This is a genomic window from Paenibacillus sp. LC231 (assembly GCF_001860525.1).
Classification (GTDB): domain Bacteria; phylum Bacillota; class Bacilli; order Paenibacillales; family Paenibacillaceae; genus Paenibacillus_AQ.
The window spans coordinates 1-12,586 of sequence record NZ_JFOM01000005.1; the positions used below are offsets into that span (position 1 = coordinate 1).

The window sequence follows — 12,586 nt, forward strand, 5'->3', positions numbered from 1 at the left end:
TCACTATATCGATTAAAAGTTTGACCTTTCTTCGCTGGCATAACAAAAATCCCCTCCGGTATCCAGTGTTTGAGTTCATTGTAACATGTCCTCTTTTTTCACTGTCTACCATCAGGGGATAATACCAAAAGTCTCAGTCGATAAAGCTTTTTTTAATCTATTTTAATCTGGTCTTTTTTATTGGCATATTCAAATCACGTATTCCGGCCGTAATTTATAGACCCTGCCAGGTTTCCCCGCCGTCACTGCTTTTCATTAGGCGCGATCGATTCTTGTCCGTTGTTTCAATCAGCATCCAACCGACATCAGGCGATGTAAATTGCAGTTTCACCACGTTCGGATATTTGGCGAGATTATCGTTAAGAAGCTTACTCCTCGGAAATGGCTTCCAGGTCTTGCCCATATCATTCGTATGATAAACAATACCGTTCACCATTCTCCACCCGTCATGAAGCCGGCGGAAAACAGGCTGAATGGAGCCCTTGCCGGTATCACCCGTCATGGGGAATGACACCAAATTCCATGATTTCCCCGTGTCGGCCGTAAAGTAACCCAAATAGCTTGCCTGATCATCCTTCACGCAAGTAACCGGTATATAAACCTCGCTTCCGCTACTGCCTCTGCCCAGAAACTTGGGGGCGCCGGCAAAGATCGAACCGCACCGATCCAGCAGCTTGCTCTTGAATATCTGTCCGGAGGACTTCCACTTCTGGCCTCCATCACGGGTAATATACAGTTTGGAGGATTGCATTTCACGGATGGTCGCAAATCCGACAAGCGAATCCGTGAAGGTTAAGCCGATGATGGACCCTGTTCGTGGAATCACGCTGCCGGGAACACGGGATGTAGGATACTCCGTATTCTGCATGACCTCTTCCCATAACCCGCCATTATTGCTGGTTCGAAATAGCGACTTCTCCTCAGAGCCCCGGGATAGATCGCCTTTCGCCATAATCCATCCCTGCTGAGACGAAACGAAGGACATGGCCGTGACGACACCCGTCTCCGGCAGCGAAGAAAGCTTCCAGGTGTCTCCCCCGTCCGTCGTATTGAGCAGGATCGTTTCGGCTGATCTCTGCTTGTTGCGTATAATCCAACCATGTTTCTTATCCGTAAACACGATGTCTTTCCCATACTCCAGCTTATCAACGAACTGTACATTGGAGGATGGAGAGATATCAACCCACGTTTCACCATAATCCTGAGTCTGATACAGACGTAATTCCGTGTTCGTTATCCCCCAAGCAATCCCCGTTGACTCATTCAAGAGTTGGAAATCCGTCAACCGTGTATGTATCTGATATTTGCTTTTTTCCTCGGGCGCTTTCATCGCCGTATCCGGCAATACTAGTGTAATGGTCTGACCTTCTTCTTCATCTTCAACCGATTCAGGAGGGCCTTCTACTGTAGAAGTTTGCTGTTGTTTTATCGGTTCTGAGGTACAGGCTGCTAACATGAATGCCATCATCATTAGCATACTGAGCCAGACTATAAAACGACTTGATCTCAAGAATTCTTCCTCCTCTTATTTCGATGTCATGCTGCAAGTCTGCTTTTTCGACATTATAACATATTCCGTCCAACAGAAATGTAAAGAACTGACTTGCAAAATTTACAATACTGTAGCTTTTTTGATAGTGTCAGTCTCATATGCATAAGGATGTTTTTATGATGGAAGACTATTGAGGTGTGTAATTTTAGCAAGGCAGTTGAATGTAAGGAGGTGAAATGTCATGGCTAAACCCGATAATCGCGAAGACAATGTAGAGCATCTGCAGCAGGCGGTCCAGAACACGATTGAGAACTACCGTGAAGCCGAAGATTATCTCGAGGAGTTTGGGGATGAAATTCCGGCAAGCGAGAAAGAACAGATTCAAGATCGTAATGCTCGTCGTGAAAAGAGCATTTCCGGCTTCCGGGAAGAGATTAAAGACGAAGCTGCTCATCAGCAAGGAGAATAATCCGCTGAACAACATAAAATCAGGAGGCGCATATAATGCGCCTCCTGTTTTGTACATATCGTATTGGCCATGAGACATCACCGATATTGAATCAGCTGTCTCATCTCGAGCCAATTGAGATTATTCCTTCTTCACAAAATTCTTTTTGACAATGACTCCCTTATAATCCTTTAAATACTCGGGCGCGCCCGTAATAAAATGTCTGATCGCCTTCACCCTGGATTCCAAATCCATGGTATCGTTCGGACCCACCTGTACAACCGACGCAGATGCAGTCGCTATAATATCGATACATCCCACATGAATCTTCCTACGGTCTTGTATAATGTTTAGTTCTACCTCTGATTGCGGCGGCCATGTAGGTATGGATCTGGAAAATATCGAGTAATCCTCATAATCTCCCTCGTCTTCAAAAAACACCGGCACCTGCCGCTGAACCGCCAATGCGCGTGTATTAGCATCGATATGTCCCGATTCACCGCATATACATGCTGAACTATCTGAAATATTGATGATATACATGTGATCAACATGTGAATGACGTTTCATGGTGCGGAACCCGGGGATAACGGAACAAGCGGGCTGATCTGCAGTGATTCGGAAGGCGTATCATACATGGAGGAGCTATTAATCACATGGGTATCTCCAATCAACAGTACGGACGAGCTTGAGATCGCCGTAATGCGGATCGAACCAACCTGGAGTTCTTTATTGACGACTGTCATTTTCATTTAAATGCCACTTCCCTCGTTGCAAATTAAGAAGGTGCTGCTCAACTGCCGAAGCGATCTCACTCTTCACTTGTTTGACGATCGCTTGCTCTACCTCTTGCGGGTTCATGGTTTCCCTGTTCGTTTGATATTGCTTCAAATACACCGTAATACGCTCTCTGAGTTGTTTACGTACATCTTCAATAATAACGGCAGCATATTCATCACCAAGCACAAAATGGGCTTCAGGAATCATGCGTTCGATCTGCTCGGGTACTGTATCTTCCAGGTAACGTGATACATTCTGATATATGTTCGAGTATAGTTCGCCGCCGGAATTTCCCGACTGGGACAGTCCTAACGGCGGCTGACCATTCACGGTAATATCGTCCAGGGACTGCCCATCCTTTGGCATCAGCCCAATATTTAAGGTGCCTTCCAATTTTTCGATTTTCAATAAATCAAAATTATATTCCACCCGATCTATCGTTTTCTCGCTTCCCTGTCGTAATCGATCTATTTCACTGCGCATTTCCTTCAGCATTTGTTCCATTCTACTCAGCTGCTCTGACTGAGTATGAAGAATATGGAACAATTGCTGTATATAATAATCGTACATGGAACCACCTCCCTGCTCCTATACAATCTATGCGCAGGCCATTCACCTCATTCTTGTCTATACAGTCCTTCAGTCGGAGCAGGTAGAGGAACCAGAGGATTGTTATTGGGCTGAGGCTCAAATTCAGGGGCAGGGCCTGTAAATCCACCCGTATTATAAATATTGGACAATGCCCGGATCTCTCCAGCGGTCCCAATCTGCAGCACCGAAGAATTCGTTACCGCCTCAACCCGAAGCTGCTGTATGTTAATACATTGATGTACCGTTAGATTCACAGTGGATCACAACCTTAATTAAGCATTAGCCGAATCAATCAGGTCCGGATCAATGGTGTTCAAGCTGTTGGCCTGGTTGTTTGCAATATTCGTGCCAATATTGTCACCGGTGTTGAACGAGTTGGCGCCGGAATACGTTTTTGTGGAGCTGTTTAAATCAATGACGCCTGTATTTCCAACCAAGACCGTAGAACTGGGGCCCACGTTAACAATCTTCATATTGCCGATAATCGAAACCACAATTCCACCTCTTCATTCAAAATCATACGCTTGGATTTATTCTATGTGGTTGGATGCCCAGATGTCACTCTAACCTTCCTTCGCCCATACAATGAAATTACAGAACGAAGGAGGGATATCTAGTGAACTCAAGATCCAAGCGCCCTGAATGGTTATCGAAGGACTCTTTTTTCAACAACAGTTCCTTTCCATTCAAAGATCTTAATGACCTCAATGAGGATTTTCAGCTGGATCCAACCGTCATTGAAGATTATGTGAAGGATACGATAAGACAAGCAACTGCCGGAAATGAAATGCTGCCTAACCCCAACACACTTCGATATGAAACCTTTGACACGCATAACTTTCTCGTTGTGAAATGCTATATCCCCAAACGTGTCCATCCGGAAAACTTATGGATTAAGCTAAATCGAACACAGATCAAAATCCACGGTTTGCCAAAAGATCAAAGCCAGACCATCGTCTTGCCTGTCCCCATTCTTCCTGCGCAAAGCATTGCGACCTATAAGCAGCCCACTTTACAAATTAAGATGCCTAAATTGTCTACAGGCCGATTTCATGATATCAATATTCGTTTCTTATGAACAAAGATACCTTACCCGTTAGTCACAATCTGAAAAAGCCTGCGTACAACATTGGTTGTATGCAGGCTTCCCCACCATTTATACTTAAATGACAGAGTCTATACGGGTGTTTGGGGTGCAGAGAGATAGAAGTGGCTAGATAAATAGCGGTTATTTCTCTTTTGTGAATTTTTCATATAGTGAATCACTCACTTGCTGATACAGATATTACGCATCAAAACAAGCTGATTTCCTGATGAAATCAGCTTGTTCGAGATCTATATGAAGGTCGTTGCCGGGCTTATTCCGCCTCGGATACTACCGTATACCGCTCATGGATATGCTTCGGTTGTTCAAGCTCATCCAATACCGCAATCGCGTAATCTGCGTAGCTGACATAGCTTTGACCGTTTGAATTGACAATGACATGGTCCTTGCCTTCCTGATAGCTGCCCGTGCGCTGACCGTGCGGATTAAAGAACGCTGCCGGACTTAGATACGTCCATTTCACATCGGAAGATTGTTCCAGGTCTTTCAAGTTCTCACCGGCATGAAATGCCGTCGGATAGTATTCCTTAGGAAAATCTGGAGTTTCCAAGAGTCGCAAGGTTTTGGCTTCATCAACGAACAAGCTACCAGCCCCGCCAATCACAAACAGTCTGGTATTCGTGCCTTTCAGAGCTTCTATCAATACCCGGCCAACCTCCACATATTGAGTTTCTTGCCCGGGCGCCGCCGCAAAGGCATTCACGACGAAATCGAAGCCCTGAAGATCGGCATTCGTCAAATCCAGCACGTTCTTCTCCAAAATGTTAACGCTCGAATCGGAGATCTTGGATGCATTCCTTACAATTGCCGTTACTTCATGACCGCGTGCTTGAGCTTCCTTGAGAATCAGACTTCCCGCTTTCCCTGTCGCACCGATAATACCAATCTGCATTGTGAATCTCTCCTTTATCAATTGTATATGCAAATGAGGGACGAAAAAGAGGCTTAATTTCCCTTTTTCAATATTTCACTGGATTCATGGAGAAGTTTAGTTAACTGTTCGCTATGTTCCTTCCCCAAGAGGGAAACATACTGTCCATACAGCTGTTCAAAATATTGGTTCAGCTCCTGATATAACGACTTCCCTTCATCCGTTAAGAAAATATGCGTTTCTTTCCATTCAGATTTGCGCTGTAATAACTGCTTCTCCTCCAGCTTATCGATGAACCGTGTGCTTGTTGATGGAGCAATGGACAACTTATCGCTTAGCTCTTTCTGCGTAATGCCGGGATATTGATGGATCACCACCAAAACGTAGGAGTACGTAGGCGATAAACCGGCCTTCGCAAAAGCATCCTCCGCCATCTTGGTCATCGAACGAGCAAACCGATTTGAAGTAAAAAACAAGCATGAGCTCAGTATGGAATCATCTATGTTCATAACCAGACACCTCTCATTTGTATATACAAATTAACACACCACTAATATATTGTCAACAACTTTCTTTTAGTTAGTCTTATTATTGATTTTATTATGATCGTCGTCATTAGGTACGTTCGAAAGCTCATATAGCTTGCTTTAGAGATAGGGAGCATATTTTTATCTATTATGAATTTTTCATACATTGAAATAATCACCTATTATTGAAGATTGAAAATAACGATTGACCTTGACATTAGTGTCAAGGTCTACACTATATTCGAAGCCAACACTCAAGGAGGAAAAAAAGATGGAACAATTGAATCAAAATCAAGGCCATGGGATCGAACCTAATGTTCGTGAAACTCAGCAAAACACCAATAAGGAACATGTCACCGTGCTCGGGCTCGGCCCTATGGGCCAAGCGCTTGCCGGAGCTTTTATCAAGAATGGCCATGCTACAACAGTGTGGAACCGGACAGCTGCTAAGGCCGACCCACTTATTACACAAGGTGCAGTGCTTGCTCCGACTGTTCCGGATGCCGTGCTTGCCAGCCAGCTTATTATCATCTGTGTACTCAATTATGATGCAGTCCACTCCATTCTCTCTAATGCGACTAGCGCATTGAAAGGGAAAACCCTTATAAACCTGACAGCCGACTCTCCTGAACGTGCACGAGAAATGGCGGCTTGGGCAGCCGAGAACGGTATTAACTATATTGATGGTGCGATCATGACGCCGATAACGACCATTGGGCAGCCTTCAGCCGTTGTTCTGTACAGCGGGCAAGAGAAAGTATACCGCAGCCATCTGGAAACACTCTCCAGTCTGGGAGGGACCGCTTCGTTCCTTGGGGAGGATCCCGGTCGTGCCGCAGCTTATGATGTTGCATTGCTGGATGTGTTCTGGACAGCCATGAGCGGCTATGTGCACGCTCTGGCTATCGCACGTGCTGAGAACATTGCCGCGAAAGACATCGCCCCCTATGCGCAAAATATCATCAACATTATGCCGGATATCATGACCTATATCGCCCAAGATGTGGATCAAGGCGTATACCCTGGTGAAGGCTCGAGTCTCATCTCCAATATGACAAGTATGGAGCATATCATCCACGTGGCCGAACATCACGGCATCGATAGCAGCGTTTTAAACGCAGCAAAAGCCATTGCCCAAAGAGCAATCCATGCCGGTCATGGAGAAGATGGTTTCTCGCGTTTAGTCGAATTTAATCGCCCAACCGCTTAAATTGCTGATTCAACTCTTGCTTCAGATTAAAAAACTAAATGGAATTTAACAACAAATCGGCAAGTCAAACAGGTGACGACAAAGTCCCCTCTTGACTTGCCTATTCGTTGAATTCGCTCTCTTCTTAACCCTTGACAGCTCCTTCAGTCAAACCTTTCTGTATATACTTCGAGATAAACAGGTATACAATCAGCACCGGAATAACGGTCAATGATACTGCCGTAGCCATCAGACCAAAGTCTGTTCCGTATTGGGAGCTGATCTCATTCAGCAATGCAACGATCGGGCGGACATTCTCTTTGTTTACAAAGATCAACGCTGAGAACAAGTCATTGTACGACCACATAAATACAAATATACTCGCCGATGCAAATACCGGCTGCGAGATCGGCACGAAGATCTTAACAAACATCTGCCATCGGTTACATCCATCCATGAAAGCCGCTTCTTCAAGCTCTTTCGGGATGGTTGCCATATAACCGGCAATCACCAAGGTGGCAAACGTCAGATTGCCTGCCGTTTGCGGGAAGATCAGGCCCCAGTATGTATTGACCAGGCTCGTTTTGATCAGCAGCTCATATACCGGAACTACGGTTGCAAACGCTGGAATCAACAATGTCGCATACAGAATGGAATAGATGGTGCGCTTGCCTCTGAAGTTGAATCTGGACAACACATAAGCGGCTAATCCCCCGAGCAGTAATACCAAGAATACGGTACTGAAGGACATCACCAAACTATTGATATAGCTTCTTCCGATATTAATACGGTCAAATGCATTCTGATAGTTCACAAACACCGGTTCCCATGCGATACCAAAGGAATTATTCATCACATCGCGAGAAACCTTGAAAGAGTTGTTCACGATCCAGAATAACGGATAAATGGTTGTTAGGGACCACGCTGTCAAAACAACGTACATCAACGTGGTGCCTAAATTAAACCGACTCTTCCTAACGCGCTGAGTTTTGTGTTCAACGACGATGGTTGGCTCCATAACAGTACACCCCTATAATGCTTAGTATGTAATCTCGTCTCTTTTCAACAAACGGTTGGCAATTAACGCAAGCAGTACGCCAAAGACCACCATGTATATCGCAACCGCTGATCCGTAACCAAAGTTCTGATCCACCATGGCCTTTTTGTACATATACGTTCCCAGGACTTCCGTTCCATTCTGGCCGCTTGTAATGACCCAGATGAATTCGAACACCTTCAACGTACCCGTAATGGCAAGTGTGATAACAACCTTGATGTCACTCATGATGAGCGGAATTGTAAGCATCGTTGTTTTCTTGAGCCCCGTGATTCCTTCCAGTTTTGCAGCCTCATAATAATCCGCGGGTATTTTGGACATGGCTGTCAAGAACAGAACAAAATAAAAGCCCACATAATGCCAAACCGTTGGAATCGATACCGCCTTTAGCGCATTCTTCGCATCCAGCCACAAAATCTTCTCAATATTGAAGTTCGCCAGCAAATTGTTCAGCAAACCGAAGTTGTAATTGTAGAACAATACAAATAATAAGGAAATGGCAGTACCGGAGATGACAACCGGGAAGAAAAAGACCGTTCGATAAAAGCCTTTGAGCTTAGAAATGTTATCTACCAGGACAGCCAACACAAGCGCGATTCCCACCTGAAACACGATAACATAGAGCATGATTTCGAGCGTGTGCAATGTTGCAGCGCCAAGCAGTTTATCCGTAATGAGTCTCTCATAGTTAGCCCCTCCCACAAACTTTTTATCGAAAAAGCCGCTTGTGCGATAAAAGCTGAGATACAAACTCTTGAAGAACGGATAATATAGAAAGATTGTCATGATGGCTGCTGCGGGTAATAGAAACATCACAATATACTTGCGATCACCCTTCATATTAATCACCCTTGATGTTTATTTTTCTTCAACGTCCATGCCGAAATGACTACGCCGCCCTAATGAAAGCAGAGGGGCGGCGTACGTCACTTTTATTTCTACCGTTTCTGATGAAAACTATTTTTTGTTGGCATCCTCGGTTTTCTTCGCTTCTTCGATCGCTTGAGTAGGAGTTTTCTTGCCTTCCACTACAGGCTGAACGCTAGCGCGAAGGTTACCAAACGTTTCTTGCGAAACTTTACTGTCAACTGGCGCGCTGATGGAAGCTGCTTTCGCGGCCATAGCGAAACCGTCAAGAGCTACTTGCGGCAATCCAGTCACCTCAACGTCAGCCGCAGGTGTGCCACCGTTAGCCGATGCGATTTTTTGAATGGACGCCGGGGAAGTCAGGTGCTTCAGCAATGCGATTGCTGCTTCTTTTTTAGCTGCGTCATCATAAGTGGCTTTGGAGAGATAGAAACCGGAACCGAAGCCGCCGACGATATCGTTACCGCTGCCAGCGCCGTCAGGAACTGTCGGGAATGGCAGTACTGTAGAGTTGTCACGGGTTTCATCGCTCCAACCGCCAATGGCCCAAGATCCTTCGATGGTCATGGCAGCCAGGCCTTCACTGTAATAGTTGCCGGACATGCTCAGGTCGATCGTTGCCGCATCTTTAGGGAATGCGCCAAGGTCATACAATTCTTTCATAGCCGCATACGCTTTTTCCCAGTTTGGATCGATTCCGTCAAGCAGACCTTTGTTTTGTCCTTCAGGACCTGCTGCAGACAAAATGGTATGCTCGATCAGGTAGTGAGATTGGTCAAATGGTACGGACAAAGGAATAATGCCTTTGGCAGATAACGTTTTCACAGCTGTGGTCAATTTCGCCCAGTCTGTTGGAAGCTCCAAACCATTTTCTTCGAAGATTTTTTTGTTAACGAACAAGCCTTCATAAAAACCGGTCAATGGCGCTGCGTAAATGTTACCGTCTTTTTGCTTGGCAAGCTCGAGCGCATCAGGAATGAAGCCGTTCTTCCACTCAGCGTCCGCGTCGAGAATTTCGTTCAACGGCACAACTTTACCGGCATTGACGAATCCTTCAGCGTCAGCCCCGATGAAGTAGAACAACAAGTCAGGCTCGTTGCCGCTGTTCATGTCGGTGTTCACTTTCGTTCTGAAACCGTCATCATTTGCTGACATGGTGTCGTTGTCTATCTTCACGTTCGGATGTTCCTTCGTGAATTCATCCAACGCTGCCTGGAAGGCTTCACGAGCTGCGTCAGTTCCTCCGAAAGTCGAGAACACGCGGAGTGAAACCGGAGCGGCTTCATCCTTCTTATCATCTGCCGGCGGAGTTGTTTCCGTCTTCGGAGTTTCTCCTCCTCCAGCAGCAGGAGTGTTGGTGCCACTGTTGTTACCGCATGCTGCGAGGAACATGGAGAGCAGCAACATGACACTCATGAGTAACATGGAAGTCCTTTTCATTTCGAATCCCCCTAAGTATTTTTTCAGAACCCTATGTAAATACTTGCTGTCTACCAGAATTTTATTCCAAGCCCTACTGGTTTCAAAGGGGGACATTCATCTTCTGCAGGGGGAAATATTTCCATATCAATCTTTTATTCGCTTCACGTCTCCTTTTTCAGACTAAAAAATGTGCTAGGTATCGAGGAGGCCAGGTAAAATAATGTAGCTGCTCGCTGATGATATTGATAGGTATTTCCTTATTGTGAATTTTTCATATGTTGAATTAACATCATCAACATTATTACCAGCGTTCGTATACTATTAAGCCGCAAAAAAGAGCCTGTCGAGAGAACTCGACAGGCTCTTTTTTAGATCACTTACACCTTACCCACCCAATCCGCACCGGCAACTTCACGCCAGCGGTTACGGATCGACTCGTAAATATCCTCCGGCAGCTGCCCTTTTTCCAGTAATGCAGCATTTTGCTCCCACCGATCCGGATTTGCCGTACCGACAATGGCGGTGGCTACGCCCGGCGTGCTCAAGGTGAATCTTAATGCCGTTTCAACGCCTTGCTGAACATCGGCGAGAAAATCGTAATTCAACTCGCCTAGCCGGATCCAATAAGGATAAGCATAATCCTGCTCGCTTAGCGTTTCATTCTTCCAGGCAACATTGGCTACCGGACGTTTGGCAATGATCCCTATGCCCTGCTTCATGGCCAGCGGAATCGTGAGATCGATCGCCTCCTGGTCGGCGATGTTCAGCGAAGTTTCAAAGCTGTCGAACACGCCGGTTTGAAGGGCATAGAGCGCATCGGTCGAATCGCCGCTGTAGCCGATGTACTGCGTTTTCCCCTGCTCCTTAGCTCTTCTTAACACTTCAATCACTTCGCCCCGGCGCAAAATCTCTTCCGAGCAGCTGTGAAGATGGATGACATCGACGTGGTCCACCTGCAGTCGCTTCAAGCTGCGGTCAATGCTCTGCGCAAGCATCACGGGATCCCAATCCGGATAATCCAAACCGGAAGCGTGGCCGCATTTCGTAAACAGGTAGTAATCATCTCTTCGACCTGACAAAGCCTTGCCGATTAATTCCTCGCTGTGGCCATAACATTCCGCGGTATCAATCATGTTAAGGCCTGCATCAATGGCGCTGTGCAGCAGCCGGTCAACCGTCTTCTGATCCGACTGGCCGATCTCGGCCCCTCCAAATCCCAACACACTAACCTGCATGTCCGTACGTCCAAATGCTCTTCGTTCCATCTTCCTTCACTCTCCTCCCTGTTCATCCCATTCATCATTACCCGACACGAATAAACCTGAAAGCCTATTTTCGTTACATTTTCGATTTCACTATATTTATTCTGTTTGAAAGAATGCTCCCCTGCTAGAATCCATAAATGCTAAGACCGCCATCCACCAGCAGCGTTTGCCCGGTCATGTAATTGGCAGCCTCCGACGCCAGGAAAACGACAGGTCCCACCACTTCTTCCAGACTTCCCACGCGCTTAAGCGGTGTCCGGTCCAATATGGCCTGCATATAAGCTTCATCATTAAGCAGCTTCTCCGTCAGCGGAGTCCGGAAATACCAAGGTCCGACCGAGTTAACCTGAATTCCATACTGCGCCCACTCCATCGCAAGCACCTTGGTCATATGGATGAGAGCCGCCTTCGTTGAACCATAAACAACGCCTGTGCGAAGAGCCGTGTGTCCGCCTACGGAAGAGATGTTGATGATTCTTCCATTGCCCTGATCTTTCATAAATCGGGCAGCCGCTTGCGAAGCTACGAAAGCCGATTTCAGATTGGTTTGCACTATCAAGTCCCATTCCGAATCCGTCACTTCCAGCGCAGGCGTGCGAATGTTCATGCCGGCATTATTCACCAGTATATCGATTCGTCCTGCCTGATTGACAAATTCTCGAATCGCTCCCTCCATCTCTTCTCTTACGGTCAGATCACCCGGCAGCACAAATGCCTGACCCCGGTTCAAGCTCTTAATCAGATATGCGGTCTCCTCCAAATCGCTTCGGGTTCGGGACATCAAGCCGACATCGCAGCCGGCCTCTGCCAATCCTATGGCTATGGCGCGTCCGATCCCGCGTCCAGCCCCTGTAACAAAAGCTTTTTTCCCTTCCAGATGAAAGCTCGGTAAATACATCCGAATCCCTCCTAAGCACTGATCTGTAAACCAAATTTTATAAGCAAACAATGGAACGTTCCTTAAAATCCGTG

At 46.2% G+C, this 12,586-nt stretch carries 16 protein-coding genes; 3 read left to right on the forward strand and 13 right to left on the reverse strand.

Features of this window, described 5'->3' with window-relative positions; translation table 11 throughout:
- Nucleotides 1-214 precede the first annotated feature (214 nt).
- A complete protein-coding gene (locus tag AK95_RS01565) occupies nt 215-1,510 on the reverse strand; it encodes a WD40/YVTN/BNR-like repeat-containing protein (protein ID WP_071218156.1) in 1,296 nt (431 codons plus the stop codon).
- A 223-nt stretch (nt 1,511-1,733) separates the two neighbouring features.
- Here AK95_RS01565 and tlp point away from each other — a divergent pair, with 223 nt between their 5' ends.
- Entirely contained in the window at nt 1,734-1,961 is a 228-nt protein-coding gene (tlp, locus tag AK95_RS01570) for a small acid-soluble spore protein Tlp (protein WP_071218157.1), read from the forward strand.
- Nucleotides 1,962-2,081: 120 nt separating this feature from the next.
- Here tlp and AK95_RS01575 read toward each other — a convergent pair whose 3' ends face one another.
- Genes AK95_RS01575 through AK95_RS01590 form a run of 5 tightly spaced genes read right to left on the reverse strand, consistent with a single transcriptional unit; the run spans nt 2,082 to nt 3,805 of the window.
- Nucleotides 2,082-2,510, reverse strand: coding sequence for a spore germination protein GerPE (locus AK95_RS01575; RefSeq protein ID WP_071218158.1), 429 nt, complete (start codon nt 2,508-2,510; stop codon nt 2,082-2,084).
- Nucleotides 2,507-2,692 (reverse strand): spore gernimation protein GerPD, encoded by a 186-nt coding sequence (locus AK95_RS01580; RefSeq protein WP_071218159.1) that lies wholly within the window; start codon nt 2,690-2,692, stop codon nt 2,507-2,509. The genes AK95_RS01575 and AK95_RS01580 overlap by 4 nt, the downstream gene beginning before the upstream one ends.
- The gene (gene gerPC, locus AK95_RS01585; protein WP_071218160.1) at nt 2,670-3,290 is read right to left on the reverse strand and encodes a spore germination protein GerPC; all 621 of its coding nucleotides are present in this window, start codon (nt 3,288-3,290) and stop codon (nt 2,670-2,672) included. Before gerPC ends, AK95_RS01580 begins: the two co-directional genes overlap by 23 nt.
- Nucleotides 3,291-3,337: 47 nt before the next feature.
- Complete coding sequence (locus AK95_RS33300) at nt 3,338-3,565, reverse strand: spore germination protein GerPB (protein WP_074961788.1); 228 nt, start codon at nt 3,563-3,565, stop codon at nt 3,338-3,340.
- Between the two features lie 18 nt (nt 3,566-3,583).
- Complete coding sequence (locus tag AK95_RS01590) at nt 3,584-3,805, reverse strand: spore germination protein (RefSeq protein ID WP_071218161.1); 222 nt, start codon at nt 3,803-3,805, stop codon at nt 3,584-3,586.
- Between the two features lie 122 nt (nt 3,806-3,927).
- Between AK95_RS01590 and AK95_RS01595 the strand changes: the two genes are divergently transcribed.
- Nucleotides 3,928-4,389, forward strand: coding sequence for an Hsp20/alpha crystallin family protein (locus AK95_RS01595; RefSeq protein WP_071218162.1), 462 nt, complete (start codon nt 3,928-3,930; stop codon nt 4,387-4,389).
- Nucleotides 4,390-4,669: 280 nt separating this feature from the next.
- Here AK95_RS01595 and AK95_RS01600 read toward each other — a convergent pair whose 3' ends face one another.
- Both AK95_RS01600 and AK95_RS01605 read right to left on the reverse strand, forming a co-directional pair.
- On the reverse strand, nt 4,670-5,308 hold the full coding sequence (locus tag AK95_RS01600; protein WP_071218163.1) for an NAD(P)-dependent oxidoreductase: 639 nt from the start codon (nt 5,306-5,308) through the stop codon (nt 4,670-4,672).
- 53 nt (nt 5,309-5,361) lie between these two features.
- The gene (locus AK95_RS01605) at nt 5,362-5,796 is read right to left on the reverse strand and encodes a MarR family winged helix-turn-helix transcriptional regulator (RefSeq protein ID WP_071218164.1); all 435 of its coding nucleotides are present in this window, start codon (nt 5,794-5,796) and stop codon (nt 5,362-5,364) included.
- Nucleotides 5,797-6,085: 289 nt separating this feature from the next.
- Between AK95_RS01605 and AK95_RS01610 the strand changes: the two genes are divergently transcribed.
- Complete coding sequence (locus tag AK95_RS01610; protein WP_071218165.1) at nt 6,086-7,024, forward strand: NAD(P)-dependent oxidoreductase; 939 nt, start codon at nt 6,086-6,088, stop codon at nt 7,022-7,024.
- A 124-nt stretch (nt 7,025-7,148) separates the two neighbouring features.
- On the opposite strand, the gene AK95_RS01615 is transcribed toward AK95_RS01610, so the two are convergent.
- The 5 genes from AK95_RS01615 to AK95_RS01635 all read right to left on the reverse strand — a co-directional run bounded on the left by AK95_RS01615 (nt 7,149) and on the right by AK95_RS01635 (nt 12,512).
- The gene (locus AK95_RS01615) at nt 7,149-8,021 is read right to left on the reverse strand and encodes a carbohydrate ABC transporter permease (RefSeq protein WP_071218166.1); all 873 of its coding nucleotides are present in this window, start codon (nt 8,019-8,021) and stop codon (nt 7,149-7,151) included.
- A 21-nt stretch (nt 8,022-8,042) separates the two neighbouring features.
- Nucleotides 8,043-8,900 (reverse strand): carbohydrate ABC transporter permease, encoded by an 858-nt coding sequence (locus AK95_RS01620; protein ID WP_071218167.1) that lies wholly within the window; start codon nt 8,898-8,900, stop codon nt 8,043-8,045.
- A gap of 117 nt (nt 8,901-9,017) precedes the next feature.
- Entirely contained in the window at nt 9,018-10,367 is a 1,350-nt protein-coding gene (locus AK95_RS01625; RefSeq protein ID WP_071218168.1) for an ABC transporter substrate-binding protein, read from the reverse strand.
- Nucleotides 10,368-10,726: 359 nt separating this feature from the next.
- Nucleotides 10,727-11,614, reverse strand: coding sequence for an aldo/keto reductase (locus AK95_RS01630; protein ID WP_071218169.1), 888 nt, complete (start codon nt 11,612-11,614; stop codon nt 10,727-10,729).
- 124 nt (nt 11,615-11,738) lie between these two features.
- Nucleotides 11,739-12,512, reverse strand: coding sequence for an SDR family NAD(P)-dependent oxidoreductase (locus tag AK95_RS01635; protein ID WP_071218170.1), 774 nt, complete (start codon nt 12,510-12,512; stop codon nt 11,739-11,741).
- Between the last annotated feature and the right edge of the window lie 74 nt (nt 12,513-12,586).

What these genes read in the sequence shown, in the direction of transcription:
- tlp (WP_071218157.1), top strand. Translation starts at nt 1,734, where the DNA reads ATGGCTAAACCCGATAATCGCGAAGACAATGTAGAGCATCTGCAGCAG.
- AK95_RS01575 (WP_071218158.1), bottom strand. Translation starts at nt 2,510, where the DNA reads ATGAAACGTCATTCACATGTTGATCACATGTATATCATCAATATTTCA.
- AK95_RS01580 (WP_071218159.1), bottom strand. Translation starts at nt 2,692, where the DNA reads ATGAAAATGACAGTCGTCAATAAAGAACTCCAGGTTGGTTCGATCCGC.
- gerPC (WP_071218160.1), bottom strand. Translation starts at nt 3,290, where the DNA reads ATGTACGATTATTATATACAGCAATTGTTCCATATTCTTCATACTCAG.
- AK95_RS01600 (WP_071218163.1), bottom strand. Translation starts at nt 5,308, where the DNA reads ATGCAGATTGGTATTATCGGTGCGACAGGGAAAGCGGGAAGTCTGATT.
- AK95_RS01605 (WP_071218164.1), bottom strand. Translation starts at nt 5,796, where the DNA reads ATGAACATAGATGATTCCATACTGAGCTCATGCTTGTTTTTTACTTCA.
- AK95_RS01610 (WP_071218165.1), top strand. Translation starts at nt 6,086, where the DNA reads ATGGAACAATTGAATCAAAATCAAGGCCATGGGATCGAACCTAATGTT.
- AK95_RS01615 (WP_071218166.1), bottom strand. Translation starts at nt 8,021, where the DNA reads ATGGAGCCAACCATCGTCGTTGAACACAAAACTCAGCGCGTTAGGAAG.
- AK95_RS01620 (WP_071218167.1), bottom strand. Translation starts at nt 8,900, where the DNA reads ATGAAGGGTGATCGCAAGTATATTGTGATGTTTCTATTACCCGCAGCA.
- AK95_RS01625 (WP_071218168.1), bottom strand. Translation starts at nt 10,367, where the DNA reads ATGAAAAGGACTTCCATGTTACTCATGAGTGTCATGTTGCTGCTCTCC.
- AK95_RS01630 (WP_071218169.1), bottom strand. Translation starts at nt 11,614, where the DNA reads ATGGAACGAAGAGCATTTGGACGTACGGACATGCAGGTTAGTGTGTTG.
- AK95_RS01635 (WP_071218170.1), bottom strand. Translation starts at nt 12,512, where the DNA reads ATGTATTTACCGAGCTTTCATCTGGAAGGGAAAAAAGCTTTTGTTACA.